Source organism: Desulfobacter sp., from assembly GCF_050177295.1.
On record NZ_JBFXHE010000027.1, the window covers coordinates 1 to 23,085 of the forward strand.

Consider the following 23,085-nt stretch of genomic DNA (forward strand, 5'->3'; position numbering starts at 1 on the left):
TTATCCCTCCTCGGGCAGATTCGGAAAGTTTCTTCGGGCACCCTTGCCTTTGCCTACATATTCCCTCCTTTCAAGGGCTATGGCTGGACTTACACCAGCTAGTTCACAACCATGCCGGTCGCACCCCTGCCCCGGGAGATTCTCCGGCATTTGGAAACCTATCTGGCCGCGACCGATGCCCCCTTGGCCGTGCGCTCCTCCAGCCTTCTGGAAGATGCCGTGACCCATCCCTGCGCCGGGTTGTACAAAACCTATATGATCCCCAACAACCATGCCGACCCTGACATCCGCCTGTCCCATCTTGCCACCGCAGTCAAGCTGGTTTATGCCTCTGCATACTATAAAAAGGCCCGGGCCTTTGTGCGCAGCACAACGATCCTTCCCTTCAGGGACAGCATGGCCGTTATGATCCAGGAAGTCGCCGGCAGCCGGTACAAAGACTTTTTCTACCCAGCCATCTCGGGCACGGCCCACTCCCTGAATTTTTACCCTGCAGCCAATGCCAAAGCCGATGAGGGTGTCCTGAACCTGGCACTGGGTTTAGGCCACACCCTGGCCCAGGGGGAGCAGAGTTTCAGGGTTTTTCCCAAACATCCCCGGGCCACGCCCCAATTTTCCGGAACCCGGGATTTTCTGGAAAAAACACAAAACCGTTTTTATGCCCTTAGAATGGCCGGCTACCCGGAGACCCTGCGCTTCGGCATTTGTTCCAACCTGGAACGTCGGGACCTGGCCCAGGCCGTGGAAGAGGCTCCGGTCAAGGCCCTGGCCGCCACCTATATGCCTGCAGAGGACCGGATTCGGGATACCTGGTACTGCAGGGGGCCTAAAATCATAAATTTTGCCCAGGTTTTGAAATACGGAACTCCGCCCCTTACCGCCCTGGTAAACGATCTCCTGACAGCGTTGGCTCATGATGCCGGCGGCCCAATAGAGCTGGAGTTCACCGCCGACATCCCGGACAAATCAGAACGACCCTGGAAGATTTCCCTGCTCCAGGTCCGGCCCATGTCCAGCCCACGGGACACCAGTCTGATCACCAGAGAAGATCTCGACGAAGCTGTCTGCGTCTCCACCTCGGCACTGGGGAACGGCACCCTGGACACCATCCGGGACATCGTTTATGTCAACCCGAAGACTTTTGAGGGGGGTAAAACCCCGGATATGGCACAGCAGATCAGCCGCATCAATGCGGAACTGGCCAAGACCAACCGCCGGTTTCTGTTGGCCGGTCCGGGCCGGTGGGGATCATCGGATCCCTGGCTGGGCATCCCGGTTGACTGGCAGCAGATCTCCGGTGCCGGTGCCATCGTGGAAATCCGGGATGGCACCATCCATGCCGATGCCTCCTGGGGCTCCCATTTTTTTAACACCATCACTGCCCGGGGCGTTCCCTATATCACCGTGAATCCGGAGGCTTCCGACCGCATCGACCTGGAAAACCTTGCCGGTTGCCGCACTGTCCGGGACGAGGGGTTCATCCGTCATATGCGCCTGAACCGCCCCCTGCTGATTAAAGTCGATGGAAAACATTCCCGTAGCGTCATCATTGACGCCGGAAAAACAGACAATCACATACAGGATGAATGAGTTCCCCGCTACTGATTTTTTTTGCGGATAATGCCTAACAATTTGATCTCATTGATCTCAACAACTTGATTGACAATACTCACATCTCAAAGGAAAGGTAGACCATGTCAGAAGAACTGAATAAAATCATAGCCAAAGACCCTGATCAGAAAGAGTTCCACCAGGCTGTCCGGGAAGTGCTTGAAACCGTACAGCCCGTTCTGGACCGCAACCTCGAATACCGCCAGTCCAAAATCCTGGAGCGCCTGGCCGAGCCTGAACGGGTCGTCATGTTCCGGGTGCCCTGGATGGACGACACTGGAACCGTCCAGGTTAACCGCGGTTACCGCATCGGAATGAATTCGGCCATCGGTCCTTACAAGGGCGGGCTGCGTTTCCACCCTTCGGTGAACCTGTCCATACTCAAGTTCCTGGCCTTTGAACAGGTCTTTAAAAATGCCCTGACCACCCTGCCCATAGGCGGCGGCAAAGGCGGATCCGACTTTGACCCCAAAGGAAAATCCGATAATGAAGTCATGCGCTTCTGCCAGTCTTTCATGTCCGAACTTTACCGCCACATCGGCCCCAACACAGACGTGCCCGCCGGGGACATCGGCGTGGGCGGCAGGGAAATCGGCTATCTTTTCGGACAGTACAAGCGACTGAGCAATGAATTTTCATCGGTGCTCACGGGAAAGGGCCTGGACTGGGGCGGCAGCCTTATCCGCCCGGAAGCCACGGGCTACGGTGCTGTCTATTTTGCCGCTGAAATGCTGGCCACCCGCAACGACAGCATGGAAGGCAAAACCTGCCTGGTTTCCGGCTCCGGCAACGTGGCCCAGTATACCGTGGAAAAAATTCTGGACCTGGGAGGTAAAGCCGTCACCCTGTCGGACTCTACCGGGTTCATCTACGACGAAACAGGCATTGACCGGGAAAAACTGGCCTGGGTCATGGAATTGAAAGATATCAGGCGCGGCCGAATCAAGGAATACGCGGAAAAATATCCGGAAGCCGTATACACCGAGACAAATGCGGCCCTGGATTACAATCCCTTGTGGACCATCAAGGCAGACTGCGCCTTCCCCTCTGCCACCCAGAACGAAATCAACGGCAAAGATGGAGCCAACCTCATTGAAAACGGTGTTTTTGTCATAGCCGAAGGGGCCAACATGCCCTCCACCCCGGACGCGGTGGACCTCTTTGTGGACCACAAAATCCTCTACGCCCCGGGCAAAGCGGCCAACGCCGGCGGAGTAGCCGTATCCGGCCTGGAAATGTCCCAGAACGCCGTACGCCGGGCCTGGACCCGGGAAAAGGTGGACAGGCGGCTGCAGGGCATCATGAAATCCATTCATACATCCTGCGTGGATGCCTGTGCCGAGTATGGCTTTGAAGGCAACTACGTGGCCGGGGCCAACATTGCCGGTTTCACCAAAGTGGTCAACGCCATGTTGGACCAGGGTCTTGTATAACCCGTAGAATCCTGGTATATCCGGTCCATATCGGAATCAGCCGCCCTGTTTATATCCGGGCGGCTGGAAAACGCTGGGGAGGGATGGGGAGGCAATGAGTCACACCGTGGAGCAGCCAGATATCGACACCCTGGTCCGCCGCAACCGGGAGCTGGAACAACTGGAGCAGGATCACCGGCGTATGGAGATGATCTTCAAGCAGCAGGCCCACAATCTCCAGGAACGTATGAAGGAAATCAACTGCCTGTACGGTATTTCCAAAATCCAGGAACAAACCGGACTGTCCCTGGAAGATACCTTCCAGAAGGTGGTGGATATCATTCCCCCATCCTGGCAGTACCCGGAGATCACATGCGCCCAGCTCCTCATCAACGACCAGAGTTTCCGCACGACAAATTATAAAAATACATTCTGGAAACAGCAGGCTGAAATCATTGCCTACGGCGAACCCATGGGCATCCTCACGGTCTGTTATTTGGAAAAGCGCCCTGACCTGGACGAGGGCGCTTTTCTGGCCGAAGAACGGTCCCTGATCAATGCCGTGGCCGAACATCTCGGCCGGACCATTGAGCGGAAAATGGCGGAAACCGAACTGAGGGAATCCCGGCGCAAGCTCAAGGAACAGAACCAGCAGCTCAAGGAAAAAAACATTGCCCTGCGGGAAGTGATGAACCAGCTTCGGGAGGAAAAAGCGGACCTGGAAGAGCGGGTCCTGGCCAATGTGGAAAATCTGCTGCTGCCCCTGGTCAAAAAAATGGAAGACCGGGGATCGGATCTGGACAAAGAATACCTGCGCCATCTGGAAGAAAACATCGCCCGGCTCACCTCCTCCTTTGGCACCAAAATCTCCCGGCTCCACCAGCGCCTTACCCCCAGGGAAAACGAAATCTGCAATATGATCCGCACCGGCCTGGGCTCCAAGGAGATCGGGAAAATGCTCAACCTCTCCCACCGCAGCGTGGAAACCTATAGAAACCACATCCGCAGAAAGCTGGGCATCACCAATAAAAAAATCAACCTGACATCTTACCTGTCCGGCCTGTAACCCGCATGGAGGAACACCCATGGGCAACCTGCTGCCCGACGTCAGCCAGTCCCCCCATATCATTGACCGCGCCGACGCACTCAACCTCAATATCAGGATTCTCTACGAAGCGGTCATCGACCTTTCCGCCCAGGGCCTGATCACGGCCCATGGCATCAATCTGGCCGCAGGGATCCTGCTCAATGACCTGGGGCTTCCCAGCTATTTTTTCGAAAATATCACCAAGGACTCCCTCAAGCAGATCCTCTCCTCCATCACCTCCAGCATTGCTGTCCAGGATGACCGGGTTGTCCTGGTGGGCCGGGTGGCCCACATCGACTTTGACCTGGGGCAAGGCAGTGAAGTCCAGCGGATCCGCATCGCCACCCGGGAAACCCGGGACGCCATGGAAAAACTGATGGAAACCATGATATCCGGCCACCGCAGGGAATATTACTACAGCCGGGAAAATGAATACTACACCTATATCTTCCGGCCGGAAACGGTAAACGATTTCACCAAAAATGAGTTCAGGCAGTCTCCCTTTCTTTTCAACCTTGCCGGGGATTACACCGCAACCCCCGAATCCACCCGCATGCGGTATGAAAAATTCCTAAAGGACAGCAAGGCATCGGTGACGCCCCTGGTGGAAGCCTTTAATCTGCCGGCCACCGCGGAAACCCGGATCATGTTCAACTCGAATTTTGCCACCCCCCAAATCCCCATTTTCCGGCAAATGCTCAAGGACCACGGCTTCACCCTCATGCGGGCCTATTGGGAGCCCTATTGGGACGACACCGATGTGCCCTCGTCCATCTGTTCCCTCTATATCCGGGGAGAAATTTCACGGACCCGGGAAACCGAACTGATCCGGGACATTCAGGATTTCCTGGCCTTTGATGTGAGCCCGGTCACGAGCCTTTACGTGGAAGGAAAACTGGCCTACAAGGAAATGCTTTTTGCCGGCAATGCCATTGACTTTGCCCGGATATTCATCTTCTCGGAAAGCACGGCCCAAAGTGATTGGGCCATCATGTCCCGCCTGGATGACAGGGCCTGTGAAGAGGCCTTTGCCGCCCGGATCCACGAGGCGGCCCGGGCCGCCTTTGACACCCGAACCATCAAAGCCGCTGCCACGGCCCGCCCCGGCCTGCTCAAAGCCTTATATGAATTATTCGCCCTTCGCTTTGACCCGGCCCTGGCCCCCCTTCGGTCGGCAACTGACCCTGCGGAACAACTTGAGACGTTCCACCGGATGTGCCGGACCCGCCTCACAGAACACCCCACAGCCCTGCAGATCTTCCGGTTCATGGCAAGACTTGTGACCAACTGTCAGAAGACCAATTTTTATTCCCCGGGCAAACGGGCCTACAGCTTCCGCCTGGACAGCGGCATCCTGGATCCCCTGGTATACAACCGGCCTGTGTACGGGATTTTCTTTATCAACGGCCACTATGCCTCAGGCACCCACATGCGGTCCGCCGACATTGCCCGGGGCGGTCTGCGTCTGGTAACAGGCAGTCCGGCGGCCCATGAAAGGCAGATCGAAAACCCGGCCCTGCTCAGCTTTATTCTGGGGCCCCGGGACCGGCGGCTCAAGCATAAGGACATCTGCGAAGACGGTGCCGCCGGCGTGATCGTTCCCCACCCGGTCTACGGGGAATACCCCAGGGATGCAGTGCTGGATTTCACCGAAGGCATCCTGGATCTCACGCTTCCCAATGAACATGTAATGGATTATTACGGCCAGCCTGAAATACTTTTTTTCGAACCGGACCGGGGCACGGCAGGCCTCATGGATACCGTGGCCCTCAGGGCAAAGGAACGGGGCTGTTCCCACTGGCGGACCATTGCCACGGAAAAAGGCTGCGGCATCCCCCACGATAATTACGGTTTCCTGGACAACGGCAACCTGTTCGGGCTGCTGCCGGCCGGAAACGGCCTAAGCGACCTGCAGATTGATGGAAAGTCCCAGCTGGTCACCCAGGATCCGGAAAAAATCCGGAAAAAAATCAGCGGAAAAATCAGAACCATGGGCATGACCACCACGGCGATGATGGCGGCCTTCCGCACCCTGATCCACCACCATAACGTTCGGGAAAAAGATCTGAATCTCATGGTCATCGGGGGACCCGGCGGCCAGCTGGGGGGCAATGAACTGCTCTGCTGCCAGGGCCGCATCTGCCTGGCCATAGACAATGAGGCCGTCCTCTTTGATCCGGCCGGTTTGGATCCCGGCGAATTGGAAAAACTGGTCCTAGCCGCCCGTACCGGCTTCGCCGCAAGCACCCTGGCCTTTCCTTCGGACATGCTCTCCCCCGAGGGATTCAAGGTACCGGCCACGGCCGCGCGTATCTTCCTGCCCGACGGCACCGTGATCGAAGACAGCGCCCTCTTTCACAGGGACTTCCTCTTTGACCCGGAAATGAGAACTTACATCCGCAGGGCCGGTATCCGGGCCTGTCTGCCCTGTGGCGGATTCAAAGGGAGCGTCACCGGAAGCACGGTCACATCCTTTCTGGAAAATTTCAAGGAACTTGAATTTATCGTGGAAGGCGCCGGCCTCTTTTTCGACAACAACGCCCGCCGGTATATTGCCGCAAACACCTGCATCCGCCATCTCAAGGACACCACTGCCAACAAGGGCGGCGTATTCTCCTCGGTCATGGCTGAAGTCCTCCCGGGTTTCCTTCTCGGGGACCAATACGAGGCTGCCATACTTGAGGATTCTAAAGTATGCAGTGCCCTGATTCAAGAGATCCTGGGCCTGGTTGAAACCCATGCAGCCGCGGAAACAAAAATATTAATCCGCCGCTGCAAAGCAGATCCGGACATTCCCCTCTTTGCCCAATCAGATAAGGCAGGGGAAGAGATCCTGGATCTTCAGGAAACATTCCAAACCCGGCTCAACACCATATTAAAACAGAAAGCCCTGGTCTGGAAAATCCTGGCAGCCTATATTCCCGAAAGCTTGGTCAATCTGATGGGCAAAAAACGGATCACAGACATCCTCAATACCGATCCCATGCAGGGATACCGGAACGCCATCATCACCAAAAAACTGGCAGCTACGGCCTTTTACCGGTTCGGCCTGGAATGGGAAAATTTTACGGCAAGGCTGGAAAAAGACTTTGCCGGCACAGTGGCTGACCTGGCTGCTCCCCTTCGACAGAAGGCATAACAGGCATACGCATCACCCGATTCCCCACGGCAGGGTGTATCAATGTCTTGTCACCGGTGATACCGGTGAAATCGGACTGATTTCCGCCACAGGGCCCAGGCCCCGGTTTTTCATGTAACCCATGTTTCCCGGGCGCCCCGGCACCGGATCAAAGTACTTTCTATAGTCGGCATAGCGACCTGGGGTCCTTGTTTTTGAACGAAGCAAAGGTTTAGTGCCTGCCTGGTTATGATGAACCGCGTTCCGGAATACTGTTTCAAATTCTGTTTTCCCCGATCTGGCGGCGGTTCCTGCCTGGCAATGGGACCCGGGCTTGTGCGTTTGCCCGGTGCTGCCTGTTCCCCGAACCTTTGCCCCTTGTCTCCCATGACAGCATTTTTTTAAACCGGCAGTCAGGGAGGAAAAAAAGCCCCGGGACTTTTTTCCACTGCAATAGGCCGGGGCACAGCCATGGATAGAATCTGCAGAGGGTTGCCCGACGCCCTGCCCGACAACTGTATCCGGCAGCAGGGGCAGCAGAAAATGAAAGGCTTCATTAACCTGTTTCATTTTTTCTTCTGAAATCTTTGCTTTCAGGGGATCTTTTGCAAACCTGTCCGGGTGCCAGGTTTTGGCAAGCCTGCGAAAGGCGGTGCGGGCATCCGTAAGGGTGGCGGACGGGGCAAGGCCTAAGATATTTAACCCTTTTTGTTTATCCATTTTGTTTTTCCGTTTTGCTTGTCCGTTTTCCGTATCTCTGGGGTCAACCATACCCCGGGGCCCAATCCCGGTCAAGCCCTTGGGCAGGCCTGTGGTAAAACAGTCCCGGATGTTTTGTATGAAAATAAAAACAAGAAGGAGAGACTTGGTTTGAAAAACAGAACCGGGCATGATAGTATCCCTTTCGCTGCCACAGGACCCAGAACGGCCCTGAACGGCCTTTGTGACCGCTGGATTCTTTATTGTTCTTTGATCTGTCTTTATAACACCCAAGGAGAAAAAATGGCATCCTGTGAAGCTGAATCTAACCCCGTCAATACCGATCCGGAACAGTACGCATGGTTTACGGCGTTTTTCCTTGAAAACCATATTGATCCATTTGCCTACCCCACGAAAGTCGGGTCCCGGGAGCAGGTGGAATTCATGGTGTACACGGAAAACGAAGAACGATTCTATCCCTGTTCCGATACCATGTTTGCTGCGATTATGTCCCGGAAAAGGCCAAGGTTTCTGTTCAACCGTTACCGTGAGGTACTTGACAAAATTCTCGCCATTATCAAAGAGTTCATTGATTCAGAATATGACCGCGCATTCTTATCCAGCCTGATACAAATAAAATATGACAACGAAATTCAAAGCCGGCTGCTCATACCCTCCCGGCTTGAAAAACGCCTGTTTCAAATTTTTTTGAGCCGCACCCATATAGAAGATCCCTATGAAAGCCGCAAAAGAAAGGAAAATGCCAGGGCATACAGATTCATGGTCTCGGAAACCTTTAAAAAAGCCTTAAACGAAGTTAACGGGGCCATTGACACCATGGATGGATTGACGCTCAAACAGGTTAAGGTAAAAATCAATGAGATAGAGTTCACACGGCGGCTCTCCCTTTTGACGGCCTCTGCCCTATGGCAGGATGACAATTTCAGGGTTCCCTCGTCTTCGGCCATAAAAGCGTTGTTTAAAGCCAGAATTACCGGCAACGGCATGGAACGTCTTCTTGAGCTGGTGAATAGGCCAAAATCAAAAATTCTGTGGCTTACCGACGAGTCCGGGGATGTGGTGGCGGACATTGCCATTGCCCAGTTCCTTGCCAACATTGGCCATGTGGTGATCCTTGCGGTCAAGGAAGGACCGTTTTTTAAAAAAGTCTGCCTGACCGACACGCGTACAGACCCGGTTCTTGCCAAGGCCCTGGACCAGGCCCATTTCATCCACGACAAAACCATCAGCAAAAACAAGCTGGTCCAGCGCCTGAAACAGGATGAACATCTGTATGTGATATCCGACGGTACCCAGGAAGCACTGAATCTTCTGCTGGTCTCCACCACCTTTTCACGGGTTTTCAAAGAGGTGGACTGCGTGGTGTCAAGGGGGCAAAGACAAAGAAACCGGCTGATCCGTACCCATTTCAGGTTTACCCGGGATGTACTCAATATCTGCGCAAAAGACAACAGACTGGACATTGTCTTTAAACCCAGACACCCGGATTTTATCAATTTCAGCCACACGGATCTTGAAGAAAAAGCCGATAAAATTATTTCCAAAATGAAGCAGGCCAAAACCAAAAATATGACGGTAATGTTCTACTCGGGCATCATCGGTTCCATCCCGGGCAAAATTGATGTGGCAAAAAAGATAATGAGCTGTTTTATCGAGCATTTAAAAAACCAGTCCGACAACCTGTTTATCATTAATCCCTCTTCATATTATGAGCCGGGCATGGATGCCGACGATCTGATGTATATGTGGGAAATTGTTCAACGAAGCGGATACATTGATATCTGGCGTTTCCAGACCTCCGAGGACATTGCCCAAAGTTTTGCAATCATGGAACAGAAGGTGCCGCCGGAATGGATCGGAAAGGATGCCACCTATTCCACCGGCTGCACCAAGGAGATGCGCATTGCCCAGGATGTCCAGAAAAAGAACCCGGAAATGCAGCTGATAGGGCCTTCTGTGGATAAATTCATGCGCAGGAATGAATACGGGGTGGGCTCCATGTACGATCAGCGCCTGGCCGGGATATAAAGGACAGCGTTTCCCATGGCTGTTTTCGAATATAACGGACTGACTGCTTCCGGCAGAAAAAAATCAGGCATTATAGATGCTGAAAATCCCGATGCAGCCCAGGATGATTTAAAACAAAAAGGCATTTTCCCCACCTCAATCCTTCGAATTGAATCCGGGGCAGGCCGAATTAAAACAAAAAAAGGGGCGTCCGGGGAAAAAGCCGTTAACCTGCCGCCTTTTTTCTCTTCTGTAAAATCTTCGGAAATCACCATGATGACACGCCAGCTGGCCACGCTTCTTGCCGCGGGATTCCCCTTGCTCAAAGCCGTTGCCACCCTGGTGCCCCAGGCCCGGACCAAGGCGTTTAAGCGGGTCCTGTCAAGGATCAAGGACGCCATTGAAGAGGGCAACAGCTTTGCCGGGGCTTTAGGTGCCCACCCCCAGGTATTTTCTGCCGTATACATAAACATGGTGAAAGCAGGGGAGGCCTCCGGCACCCTGGAGGTTGTGCTGGAACGTCTGGCGGATTTCAGCGAAAAAAGAGAGGACACCAAAAAAAAAATTCAGGCGTCCCTTGCCTATCCCGTGTTCATGGCTGTCATTGGTTTTCTTGTCCTTGTGTTTCTATTAACCTTTATTGTCCCCAATATTACAAAAATCTTTACAGATATGAACCATGAGCTGCCCATGCCTACCCAGATTCTTCTGGGCATCAGCGGCATGGTAAAAGCGTGGTGGTGGCTGATCATTTCTGCACCATTTTTAGCGCTTTTATGCCTGTACGGCATCCGCAGAACAGACAAGGGGGGGCGTATCATAGACCAGATCATTTTATCCCTGCCGGTTTCCGGCAGCCTGACCAGACAGCTTATTGCATCCCGGTTTTCCAGGACGTTAGGGTCTTTGCTTGAAAACGGGGTGCCGCTTTTAACAGCCCTGGGCATTACCCAAACCATTTCCGGCAACCGGGTGATTGCCGATCTGATCGAAAAGTCAGCCCAGACAGTGGAACAAGGCGGCAGTCTTGGCTCTGTTCTGGAAAAAAATTCAGCATTTCCAGACCTTGCGGCCCAGATGATCAAGGTGGGGGAGAAAAGCGGTGAAATGGAAAAAATGCTGGAAAAATCAGCAGAACTGTTTGAAAGAAATGTTCAGACAGCCATAACAGCCGCCACCTCAATCATCGAGCCTTTGATCATTCTTGTCATGGGCGTGGTGATCGGATTTATCATCCTTGCGGTTTGTCTGCCTATTTTTGAAATCAACCAGTTAATAGGATAAGACCTTAATTCCTATGAAAAAAACCACCCGGAGGGACAAAGGCTTTTCTTTCCTGGTTAACGAGTCTGTATACTTGAGTTTTCGGAAAATAGTTAAAGACAAATTATCAAGATAAAAAATCCGAAAACTCAAGCTTATAGTGATTCGGTTGATCAGGCATGCGGCAACCTGTATTCTGACAGCCAGGACTCAAGTTCGTGCAAAGGCATGGGCCGGGCAAAAACATACCCCTGAATATCCATGTCTCCCAGCTGATTTAAAATTTCCAGCTGATTTTCGTTTTCTACGCCTTCGGCCACAATCCCCATGTTCAATTTGTTGGCCATCAGGACAATGGTTTCAACCAGGACCAGGGCATTGGCATCATCGACAATATCATTGATAAAGGATTTGTCGATTTTCAAGGTGGTGATGGGCATCTGTTTAAGATAGGCCAGGGAAGAATAACCTGTCCCAAAGTCATCAATGGCCGTTGAGATACCTATTTTGGACAGGTTTTTAAGCCGGGCCATGGTGGTGTTTATATCCCGCATTAACAAAGACTCGGTGATCTCTATTTTCAGACGGTCTACCGGGTATAAGGCATCTTGTATGATGCCTGCGGCCATTTGTTCAAATGAGGGGTCATCCATCTGCCGGGCAGAAATATTGACAGACAGCATCAGGTCCAGTTGACTTTTTTCTTTAATGCGGCAGACCTGTTCAACCGCTTTCTTAAAAACTTGTTTGCCAATGGGAATGATCAGGCCGGATTCTTCTGCCAGGGGGATAAACCGGCTGGGGGGAACAACGGACCCATCCGGTTTTATCCAGCGGACCAGGGCCTCAAGCCCCACCGGCTTTAATGTCCTGATATTGACCTGGGGCTGAAAATAGACCTGAAATTCATCGTTTTCAATGGCCGTGCGCATGTTCATTTCCATGTCAATTCGCTGGTTGATCTTTTTGGCCATTTTATGCTCAAACAGATAATATTTGTCCTTGCCTTTGTCCTTGGCATGATACATGGCAAGATCGGCATGGCGCACAAGGGTGTCTGCATCATCACCGTCTTCGGGAAAAACGGAAATACCGATACTGCAGGTGATATGAAAGGATTTGCCGTCAATGTTAAAGGGCGTTGAAAATGAGTCCTGAATACGTTTGACCATGCCGATGATTTCCATCATATTGTCCACGTCCGTGACCATGATGACAAATTCATCCCCGCCGAGCCGGGCCACGGTATCACTGGCCCGGCTGACAATGAGCAGTCTTTTCGCAGCCTCTCTTAACAGTTCGTCCCCATGGGCATGTCCTGCCGTGTCATTGACGTTTTTAAAATTATCAAGATCAATGAAGATCAACTGGACCATCTTCGCCTCGCGCCGGGCCCTGTTTATGGCATGTTCAAGCCGGTCTTTGAACAGGGTCCGGTTGGAAAGACCTGTGAGCGGATCATGGTAGGCCATATATTCGATTTGCTTTTCTTTGGTTTTCATTTCGGAAATATCATGAAACACGGCCACGTAGTTTTTTACCTGTCCGCTTTTATTCCGGATGGCGCTGATGCTTAAAAATTCCGGGTAGGCTTGTCCTGACTTTTTTCGATTCCAGATCTCCCCGGCCCACTGGCCTTTTAGAATCAGGGACTGCCACATGGTTTTATAAAAGGCTTGATCGTGCCGGTCTGATTTTAAAATCCGGGGGTTCTGTCCGATGGCGTCCTGGGCAGTATAGCCGGTAATATCGGTAAAGGCCTGATTTATGGCCTGGATCTTTCCATCGGGCTGGGTTATGGTGATCCCCTCATTGGCATTCTCAAATACTTTTTCAAACAATTGAAGCTGGATCTCCGTCTCTTTGCGCATGATATTTTCTGTGATCAGATTTTTCTTATATGTTTCCAGCCGTCTTACAAATTCGTTGAAACTGGATTCAAGGTCGCCGATTTCGTCTTTTCGCCGGCTGTCCAGGGGCTGTAACTGCCAGTCCTGGTTCATATTGACATTTAAACGGTGGATCAGGCTGGTCAGCGGCCGGGTAATGGTGCTGCTTACGGCCAGTGTGACAAGCGCAATGGCGACAATGGACGCAGCCAGGATAATAAGAAACATCCGGCGCATCTCCACAAGCGGGGCAAAGGCTTTTTCAGTATATGTTGAAGAGGCAATGATCCAGTCAAAATCCGGTATAAAATCAAACACCATCAATTTCTCTTTGACAACTTGATCTTCAGGGCTTTTCCAGAAGTAGTGCATCATCCCTTTTTTCTGTGCAATGGTTTCCCGGATCTGTTTTTTATTTTCGGGTGTTGCGTAATCCATCATGTTGCCGGTTATTTTAGGATGAATGATGATCTTGGCCCGGCTGTCAAAAACAAAAGAGTAGCCGTCCCCCAATGCATCCATTGCCAGCACGCTGTCCTTGAAATCCTCAACAGAGACAAGCTGGGAAAATTCCGATTTGTACGACGATGCTGAGATGATCCAGTCCCAGGGCTCAAAATAAGCCATGTGCAGTGCCTTGGCACGTTTTTCAGTGTCCTCCGGATTTTTCCACCAGTATTCCAGGTACCCGTTTTTCTGCGCCAACTGTTTCCGGATAAACCCCAATTCAGCATAGTTCTGCCCTTTGACATCCTGATTAGGGTGGATTTTCATCTCTCCTGTACTGTTGATGACGTATATGTACCCGGTCTTGCCGATTTTTTGACCCAGCAGCAGACTTTCTGCCTGTTTTTTTGCCTCTTTTTCGGATATCAGATGATTCTGGAAATCCTGGTAGATGTGTTCAATAATTTCCAGATTTTTTTCAGCAATGGCATGCAGGTGCATTTTGATGGAAACGGTTCCGACAGTTTCTATCAGGCCTGTGATCGACTGGTTGGAACGTGTCAATGCCGTTTTTATCTGATGATCAAGATACTTTTTTACATGGATATAGTACATGCTGAAACTGCATGAAAAAACAGCTGTGGCCACCAGCGAATAGATAAAAAACAACTTGAACCGTATGGGCAGACGTTTGGACATATTGTATCTTAAATTTACAGGTTTTGATTTGTAACCGGATAATCTATGGGAAAGTGTATTTCAAAATGGCTGTGAAATCAAGGCACGGTTTGACCTGAGCCCACCCGGTTCCAAAATATTTCCAGGAATCTGTCAGGGCATAGATTGCATTGAAAAAAATTAGATAGAGACTTGACTTCCGGTGCCGTCGGCGGTCGGGAATGTTTCAACCGCCAACGGTTTTGGTTAGGGAAAAAAATTAGCTGGTGGCCTTGAAATTTCCGAGTACAAGCATATCGCCGGGGACTGCTGCTTCGGCGAACTGGATATAGTTGTTACAGGGAAAGAGCAGATTTTTAATGGCAAAAACGGATATGGTGTTAAAATTGATATTCAACTGTCCGGCTACCTGGCTGGGCACGTGCTCTTTGACCTGCTGGTTGACCTTTGCCTGGAGATCATCACTGCCCGAGGGTCCGCCGCCGGCCAGGTGGCCTGTCACCGTAACCGCCTGGCTGGTCATGGCAATGGCGATCTGCTGGTCCCGGCCGTCGCCGGTCACGGAAATGGGAGCGGTGGCAGAAACGTTGGATGTGGCATCGTTGGTAAATGACCCATGGGAAACTATGGTGCATTTTGAAAAGCAGGGCCAGTGTGTATAGCTGCTTGTCGTTTGGATGGTCATGGCTTGTTTTTTTGAACCGGAAAGCGTCATGCCTCCTTGGCTTGTGGGCTTCAATGTCATTCCAGACAGATTCCATGTGACCGTATTGTTGGGAAATGCATAGGTGGTGATGATGCTGCTCCCGCCCATTCCCTGGGGGTTGGAGTAGGTGGAAACCTGAGTCAGGTCGCTGAGGCTGATGCCGGAGGCAGACACCGGCGCGTTGGTAAACTCAGCCCAGGAGGCCCTGGCATAGTCGGTATCACTCCTGCCTTCCAGCGACCACCCGCCCTTGGTCATGGACTGAGCCAGAATTTTTCCGAAAAACAAGTTGCTGCGGATGATCAAGGAGGTTTCCATGCCTGACGGCAGGGGGTCTGATACACCGTTGAGGAAGGTTAATGTGGGGTTCAGCAAGACCCGGTTGCCCGTCTGTATAAACATCTGAAGCATTTCGGTTTCATATGGCGTCCGAAGCACTTTGAACAGGAACCCATTGGGCCGCATATCATCCAGGACCGGGATATTAGTCAGGTCCAGCTGGTTGATCAGATAGGTCACGGGATTTTCCGCAAAATATGCCTTGATGGCCTTGTTCAGCTCGACTTTTTCCTCGTCGCTGATCTCCATGTTCTCCACTGTAAATGCCCCCTGGGACATGTCCAGCTCAACCTTCAGGAGGTTGTGGTTTTGCCCGTCGACCTGCACGACACCCTGGGTCTTGGCTAACTTGACAATGGCAGTCAGGGTTTTACCGGCGATGCTTATGGGCGGATCGCATTTTTCCGGGTCTGATCCTATCTGAATGCAGCTTGTCAAAGCGCCTTTCTGAATGGGCATCTGTAATTTGACTGTATTGTCGTTATTCACCGAGAATATGAGCAGGGGATACCCGTATTCCATGTGGAATTTCTTGATGGCCCATACCCCTTCCACCACCTTGGTCCGGGTGACTGCGTCGATGGTGTTTTTATATGGGGTGGCGTGTTTCAAGGTGTCGTACTGATCACGCAGAGAGGTGTTGATCTGGCTTAATCCCATGTTGAACACAATATCCCAGCCATTGGTAGTGCTTCCCTGGGCATTCATTTGGGAAATCAGGGTAGAAGACGAGGGGCGCACCGCCCCTGCGGTAGCAACATTCATGGCGGCTGTCCGAAGAATCTCCATACCAGGGGCTGACCGGCGTGCGGTCAGATTGGCAAAGGTGCGGACGGGTTTGTCAACGATCCTGGCTTCCAGGATAAAGGAGAGGCGAACCCTCACGGTATGCGCCTTGAATGTCAGCCCCTTGTTCAGTTCGGTCTTTGGCAGATCCACCCGCCAGGAACCGAACGGGGTGATCCGGCTGACACCGCTGGACCAGGATCGGCCTTTATCCGAGAACTCCGGGGTATTGGTGGCCGTGTCAAACTGGTAGGTCCGCTCCCGCCAGGGGGTATGGAAGGTCAGGGGCTGACGTTCGACATTCCGGTCAACAAACGGAGAATCTTCAAATGTGAGCCGTACCAGCAGCTTTCCAGAGTCGGTAGACTTCACCCCCTCAACCGTTGCCGTTACACCCACCACCCGGAGGTTGACGTATTGGGTGAATTCTCTGGATTCCGGGTTGATGACGATTTGGAAGGAACGGCCGCCGGAGATGTTGTTGGTGAGTATCCCGTCAACCTCATATATAATTTCATCCGTGGTGGCGGCCTGGTACTGAAGAAGATGAGACTTGGCGTTCATGGTTGCCTGGGACTGGGCAACCCTCGCTTTCATGAAGGTGAGCAGGCTGTAGCTGGAAATCATCGTGGCCGGCTGCAGCCAGGCATACTGGAGGGCCTGGTCATGGAGGAGGAAGGATTTTGAGAACGTGGTCAGCATCTGGCGGTGCATGTACTCCAGCCGCCCGGTCAGGCCGACCAGGTCAATGGCGGAACGGTCAAGGTCTTGGATCTTTTTCGGATTCAGCTGGATGGTCAGGGCCTTGAGCCGTTCCGCCTGGTTCATATTCAGCTCTTTCTGGCGCTGGGTCATGTAAATATCCCGCTGAATCTGGTGCAGGGACGACTGGGCACTGACCATGGCCTTGCCCCGGGCCACGAGAATCTTGAAGGCCGCCACCATCTTGGCCTTGGCTTCGGTGACCGAAGCATCGCCGGGGCCTGTGGCCATGACCACGTCCAACTGGATGGACATCTCGTCCCAGCCGATCCTGGCCGTATCCCCGAATTCCATGCCCTCCAGGCCTTCCAGGGTTTTTTCCGCATTGGACAGGGACTGGAGTGTGCCGGATACGGTCTGGTACAATTTCATGGTTCCGTTGAGTACATTCAAAGTCTTCTTGATCATCTGTACAGCCCGGCCCAAGTCCTTGACAGCCGAAATCGAGCTGGATGGAATCAGCACCGAGGTGCCCAGATCAAATACATTGGTGGCCACATCCAGGCCGAACTTGATCAGTTCCATGGTCTCCCATTGTTTAACCCGGGATTGGTAAACCTGGACAGCTTGACTGACCTCGGCCTGCTGTTCGAAAACCTGTTTTTTGAGGTCCGCGATCTTGGCTTCCTGAAGTTTTGCCTCGGCCTTCCGAGAGGTGATCACCGTATCGTACTGCCGGGCAACCTCTGCAGCACTGTCGGCATTGGCCTTAATCAGGCCGGTGAGAAGCTTTCCGGATTCAATAATATTTTTGTTGAGGGTCTTGCCCACGTCAATGGTGAGTTCAGCCTGTTTGCGCTGATTGATCTGAATCGTATTTTCTGAGATCTGTCGCTGGATCTCCTGGAGGTAATCCATGATGCGGTCGATGCCGGCCTCATAGTCGCCGGCGGGCAGGATCGGCACAAATGCACCGGTCCGGGAATTGGGGGAATACCCGCCCAGGTCCAGGGCATGAACCCTCATGGCCAGAAGCGCTTCATCCGTACTGCCGGACGGAATGACCTGGCCGATCCAGGCCAAATAATTCCGGATCAGGGTGTGCAGATCGTCCTGGCCTCCATCCCCGGACTGGAGGCCAAGCACGGCCTCGGCAAAGGCCAGGGAGAATTCAAGGTTCTCCTTCAGGTCACCAAGGCTGTCGCCGGGGGGAAGGCTGCGGATATCCCGGGTAACCCGGGCGCGGCCGTTTTCATCGGTTTCATAGCACAGCCCGTCGACCACTACCATGTGTTTGGAACCGGCTGTGTTCTCGAACCGGGCGGCCCCCAGGAACCGGCTGCAGGCAAGGGTCAGGCCGTCATAACCTTTGTCAGTGAGGATCACCACGTTTGGATTACCGGTGGCCCTCATGTCCAGGGTATAGCCGAACAACCTCACCCGGCTGCCCGGGATCCGCAGGCTTGTTGAAGCTGTGGCGGCCACCACATATCCGAAGGTCATGAAGTCCTGAACCTCCTCTGCCGCAATGAGCTGCATATCCGAAAGATCCAGGCGTGACTTATACACATTAATAGCCGGCGACGCGATAGCGGACAGAATGCCGGGCTGGTCCTCCGGCAAAAGCCGGGTAAAATCAGTGGTCTCTATTTTTTCAAATCCAACATTAACCGAATCTTTAAAAACAGCAGACAAAACGCCTTTCAAGACTCTGCGCCATACCGCCGTCCGTTTGTATTCGGTGAACGTGGTCAGGGGGCTCAGCACAATCTTCACCGGAGCCTGGGCTGTAAAGTCTTTGTTCAGCCGGTCCAGGGACACCCGTGTTTTTTCGGAAAATATCTGGAACACACTGTTTTTTTTGGACCAGAAAGGCTCCATCCATTCCCCGGAGCCCAGACTTTTTTTGAATTCATCCGAGTTGCTCAGGCATAATATTCTGCCGAACCCTGCGACATACCCGAATGCCCCTGTGGCCGCGTCTGTGGTGAAATACTGGAAATTCACCGAATCCGGTCCGGAGAACTTCTTTTTATCAAAACCCTGTTTAACCCGTTTAAACCGCTCCGACGTGTAGGCAAACACCTGGATAATCTGGTCGCCCACCGTGATGTTGGAAACAAAATGGGTGCCCCAGGTGGAAAATAGATCAATGAATTCGTTGGCTTCGTCCGGCTTGAGCCTGGCGATCTCATCGGGATTGTTCTGGGGCCTGAAATACCGCAGCCGGGCAAGGGCCCGCATAAAATTGGAATCAATCCCGATGGCCGGATCCGGATTCAATGCATTCACCGTCATGAGTATCCCGGTTTCTGTTGTTGTATGCCGGACGGTTTTATCCTTCCGGGTCAGTTTGACCAGGGCATATCTCAGGTCCGGATCATCAAGGCAAATCCCCAGCACGTCAGCCAGGCCGGACCGGGTTTGGGCACCTTCGGGGGAAAACAGCGCCAAGGCGCCGGAAGGCAGGTCCGGCGAAGAAACTTCGATGGCCGGATGTTCCACCTGATATTCGAGCAAAGCGGTTATCAGGTCAGATGCGGTGTCGTGAAGTGAGATCTCCGGGTATTCCCAGTCTCCGTTTTCAGATACAGGCCCAAGGGGTTTGGACTGCATTGGCGCTTTTTGAGTTCCGTGCAGGATGTTTAATTTTCCGGATTCAGGGTTCCATCCGGGGCAATAGCCCTTGGTCAGATCTGTTGAAAGTCCAAGAGATATACTGGCCAGAATCGACATAATGCCTCCTTATGTATTTAAGACAGATAACAATGAAACTGAAGATACCCATAATGCAGGGCTAAAACGGGCCCAAATTTCCCAAAACGTCAAGCAGGATATCCGAAGCCTTGTCCAGATATTTTTTGGGCGTTGTCAAAGAGGGCATAAACCGTATGACATTCCCGTATCTCCCGCAGGGGACCAGAATAACGCCCTTGTTCAGCATCGCCATGATGACCTGCCCCATGAGAGCTGCATCAAAAGGCGCTTTTGTTTCCCGGTCTTTGACCAGTTCAATACCGATCATAAAGCCTCTTCCCCGGACATCGCCGATATATTCTATGTTCCGGGCACCCTCTTTAAGTCTGTCCTTTATCTGTTCACCTAATTGGGCAACTCTTTTGATCAGTGCATTATCATTCTCGGTAAGGATATCGATATTGGTCATGCTGACAACAGCACAGACACCGTTGGCGGCAAAGGTATTGGGCTGGGAACCATCTTCGATTTTTTGTGCAAGATCCTTGCGCAACGTAACGCCGGCCATCGGCACATCACCGCCAATGCCTTTCCCAAAGGTCAATATATCCGGTTCAACGCCGCTATGTTCAATGGCCCACATTTTTCCGGAACGTCCTGCACCGGATTGAACCTCATCGGCGATAAAAAGGGCACCGTGTTTTTCGCACGAGGCTTTAACACGCTGAAGAAATTCAGGATTCGGTGCCAGGTATCCCCCTTCACCCTGCTGTGCCTCAATAATAACCGCGCCCACATCATCCACCCCGGTATACGGCGTATTCAAAAGGTATTCCAAATAGTTTGCGCACATGTCTTCACATTCTTCCTGGCTTTTGGTCCCGAAACAGCACCGGTATGCATACGGGTACGGCGCATGGACAACACCGGGGATAAATGGGCCAAAGTCTTTCCTGTACTGGTCACCGGTTGTCAAAGATCCACACCCGCAATGAACACCGTGATAAGCACCATGAAATGCCACGATCTGTGAACGGCCTGTAATTTTTCTAACAAACTTAATTGCCGATTCAAGGGCACTGGAACCGGACTGGGTAAAGAAAGTAATGCAATTGTCTTTTAATCCCGCCGGCATAATGCCGGATATCTTTTTTGCCAGGTCCAGACGAATGGAACTGCTGCAGTCACTGCTGTGCATCAGTTTTCCGGTCTGTTTGTGAATCGCCTCAACCACCCTTGGGTGAAGCCTTCCCACTGAATTGACAGCAACACCGGCTGTGATATCGATATACAAATTTCCATCCGGATCTTTTACTGTGACCCCGAATCCTTGATCATAAACCACCGGAAATCTTCCGGCGCCTCGTGCCATGGACTCAAATTCCGGTGCCTCACCGAGCTGCTTAAGGCTTTTGGGGCCTGGTACGGATTCAGTGATTATTTTGGGGGCATCAGGATAGGATAACTTTTCAAGATCTGATTCTTTAATCATGTGCTTTCTTCCTTTTATACATTGTGTTTATATTTAGTGTCTACAGCATTTTATCAGTCAGCCATAAAGCCAGTTGCGGGAAAATCATAACCATGACAAGAACAATCAGCTGAATGGCCACAAACGGCGGGATAGACTTCCAGATATCCCGGGTCGTGATTTCGGGTGGTGCCACCCCTTTCATCATAATCAGTGCCCACCCAAAAGGCGGTGTCAGATATGCCACCTGCATGTTCAAAATAAAAATTATTGAGAACCAAATGGGATCAAAACCCAAAACATTGGCAATGGGAACAAAAATAGGCGCACAGATGGTAACAACGGCATAGTCATCCATGAACATGCCCAACACCAGAAGAATCAACTGCATGGCCCCCAATACAATCCAGCGGTTTATTTCAAGCGTGCTCACAAGCTCTGTAACCAAAGATTGTGCGCCCTGGCTGGTATAAAACACACTGAACAACGTGGCGCCAATTAAAATCCAGAAAACCATCCCGCTGATGGTCATGGTCTGCCTGCAGGAGTCCCGAAGCACTTTCCATGACATTTTCTTTAAAAGGACACAAATAACAAAAGCGCCGGTCGCGCCGACGCCGGCAGCTTCGGTCGGCGTTGCAATCCCGAAAAAAATTGAACCCAATACCAGGACGATCAAAAGCGCGGGGAGCAAAATATCTTTCAGGGAAGATAGTCGCAACGTCCAGGTGACCGTTTCCTTAACAGGCGGTGCAAATGCCGGCTGGAGTTGACACCGGATACTGATATATAAAATATAGCCGAATGCAGTGATCAAACCCGGAACCACGCCGGCCAGAAAAAGCTTTCCAATTGATACCCGGGCAATATACGCAAAAATGATCATGATAATACTGGGGGGAATGATTTCTCCTAAAACCCCCCCGGCCATGACGGAACCCAGGGCAAGCGACCGGTTGTAGGACTGCTTGAGCATTGCCGGTACTGCGATCAGGCCCATGGTCAAAATCCCCGGGCCAAAACCACCGCACATGGCAAGGGCCACGCACACGCCGATGGAGATAATGGCAAGCCCGCCTTTAATGCCGGTGAGCCAGAAACCCAATGCCTTGAACATTCGGTCCGAAATACCGGAGTGTAAAAGAAAATTGCCCATGAGCAGAAACAATGGAATCGTGATCAGATTCGGATCTGTAATCTGCTTATATGTCGTTGTCGCAACAATAAACAGAGAGGTTGAACCTTCCAGAAGGCAGGTCAGAACGACGGTAATACCACCCAAAGCAAATGCAACCGGGACCCCAAGTACAAGGAGGGTCATGAGCCCTCCGAACAACAATATGGTAACCACTTCAATACTCATAAAACGATGCCCTCGCCCTACCCTGCACTATTCAAGATTATGCGTTTGTTTTTTCAACAAAATATAAATTCCTTCCACAAGGAACAATACAGCGGTAATGGGAATTAAAAGTTTCAAGGGATAGAGCGGTATGCGGAATGCCCCATGTGCGGTTTCTTTCATTATGAAAGAATTTTGCCCCATCCAGGCGCTCTGCCAGATTAGAACCACGATGAAACAGACAAATGCCAGCAGTGCCAACAGGTCTGCTCTTTTCCGTCCTTTTTTTGTAAAACGATTGTAAATCACTTCAATGCGTATATGGGTATTCTTCGCCATGGCATAAATCCCGGCAAAAAGGATATACACACCAAAAATCTGGCGATTGACAGGCCAGACCCATATGGTCGGACTGTTAAACGCGTATCTTAATATCACCTCAATGGTTGTACACAACATGATGACCACAATTAAAAGGCTCATCACATCTCCGGCCCGGCAACTGACCGTATCGACAGATTTAAAAACTGCTTTCAGGCTTTTTATCATGCATCTATCCTTATTTAACCCCTCTCCATTCTTTGATCATCTTAATCGCCGCGGCTGAGGCCTCATCGCGTTTTGCAACCTCATCCCAGAGTTTATAAGCAATTTCTTTGTGCTTTTTAATTGCTTGGGCAGAGACTTTACTTTCTTTCAATGTGCCGGCTTTTACCATATCCTCCGCGTTTTTAAATTCTTTGCCATAGGCTTCAACGGTCGCGGTCCAGTAATTTTCAGCGGCTTTCTGAAGGGCCTGTTTTAAATTAT

The 23,085-nt window shown here is 51.7% G+C and carries 13 protein-coding genes; 6 read left to right on the plus strand and 7 right to left on the minus strand.

Going from position 1 to position 23,085, the window contains the following annotated elements; all coding sequences use genetic code 11:
• The first annotated feature begins 111 nt into the window (after positions 1-111).
• From AB7U36_RS03835 to AB7U36_RS03850, 4 genes are all read left to right on the plus strand, one after another.
• Positions 112-1,590, plus strand: coding sequence for a PEP/pyruvate-binding domain-containing protein (locus tag AB7U36_RS03835; RefSeq protein ID WP_428158487.1), 1,479 nt, complete (start codon positions 112-114; stop codon positions 1,588-1,590).
• Positions 1,591-1,694: 104 nt separating this feature from the next.
• Positions 1,695-3,044: an NADP-specific glutamate dehydrogenase gene (gdhA, locus tag AB7U36_RS03840; protein WP_428158488.1), complete on the plus strand. Its 1,350-nt coding sequence runs from the start codon at positions 1,695-1,697 to the stop codon at positions 3,042-3,044.
• Between the two features lie 94 nt (positions 3,045-3,138).
• Entirely contained in the window at positions 3,139-4,089 is a 951-nt protein-coding gene (locus AB7U36_RS03845; RefSeq protein ID WP_428158489.1) for a helix-turn-helix transcriptional regulator, read from the plus strand.
• A gap of 19 nt (positions 4,090-4,108) precedes the next feature.
• A complete protein-coding gene (locus tag AB7U36_RS03850; RefSeq protein WP_428158490.1) occupies positions 4,109-7,249 on the plus strand; it encodes an NAD-glutamate dehydrogenase domain-containing protein in 3,141 nt (1,046 codons plus the stop codon).
• Positions 7,250-7,288: 39 nt separating this feature from the next.
• Here AB7U36_RS03850 and AB7U36_RS03855 read toward each other — a convergent pair whose 3' ends face one another.
• Entirely contained in the window at positions 7,289-7,948 is a 660-nt protein-coding gene (locus tag AB7U36_RS03855; protein WP_428158491.1) for a J domain-containing protein, read from the minus strand.
• Positions 7,949-8,098: 150 nt separating this feature from the next.
• Here AB7U36_RS03855 and AB7U36_RS03860 point away from each other — a divergent pair, with 150 nt between their 5' ends.
• Together AB7U36_RS03860 and gspF are read left to right on the plus strand one after the other, a co-directional pair.
• On the plus strand, positions 8,099-9,976 hold the full coding sequence (locus AB7U36_RS03860) for an ARMT1-like domain-containing protein (protein ID WP_428158492.1): 1,878 nt from the start codon (positions 8,099-8,101) through the stop codon (positions 9,974-9,976).
• Between the two features lie 15 nt (positions 9,977-9,991).
• On the plus strand, positions 9,992-11,239 hold the full coding sequence (gspF, locus tag AB7U36_RS03865; RefSeq protein WP_428158493.1) for a type II secretion system inner membrane protein GspF: 1,248 nt from the start codon (positions 9,992-9,994) through the stop codon (positions 11,237-11,239).
• A gap of 152 nt (positions 11,240-11,391) precedes the next feature.
• Here the strand turns inward: gspF and AB7U36_RS03870 are convergent, their stop codons facing one another.
• The 6 genes from AB7U36_RS03870 to AB7U36_RS03895 all read right to left on the minus strand — a co-directional run.
• Positions 11,392-14,253 (minus strand): bifunctional diguanylate cyclase/phosphodiesterase, encoded by a 2,862-nt coding sequence (locus AB7U36_RS03870; RefSeq protein ID WP_428158494.1) that lies wholly within the window; start codon positions 14,251-14,253, stop codon positions 11,392-11,394.
• A gap of 238 nt (positions 14,254-14,491) precedes the next feature.
• Positions 14,492-19,501 (minus strand): MAC/perforin domain-containing protein, encoded by a 5,010-nt coding sequence (locus AB7U36_RS03875; protein ID WP_428158495.1) that lies wholly within the window; start codon positions 19,499-19,501, stop codon positions 14,492-14,494.
• Between the two features lie 61 nt (positions 19,502-19,562).
• Positions 19,563-20,954: an aspartate aminotransferase family protein gene (locus AB7U36_RS03880; protein ID WP_428158496.1), complete on the minus strand. Its 1,392-nt coding sequence runs from the start codon at positions 20,952-20,954 to the stop codon at positions 19,563-19,565.
• Positions 20,955-20,994: 40 nt separating this feature from the next.
• On the minus strand, positions 20,995-22,296 hold the full coding sequence (locus tag AB7U36_RS03885; RefSeq protein WP_428158497.1) for a TRAP transporter large permease: 1,302 nt from the start codon (positions 22,294-22,296) through the stop codon (positions 20,995-20,997).
• Positions 22,297-22,323: 27 nt separating this feature from the next.
• Complete coding sequence (locus AB7U36_RS03890) at positions 22,324-22,824, minus strand: TRAP transporter small permease subunit (protein ID WP_428158498.1); 501 nt, start codon at positions 22,822-22,824, stop codon at positions 22,324-22,326.
• A 10-nt stretch (positions 22,825-22,834) separates the two neighbouring features.
• Positions 22,835-23,085 (minus strand): hypothetical protein (locus tag AB7U36_RS03895; RefSeq protein WP_428158499.1); only part of this gene is annotated, 251 nt, incomplete at its 5' end.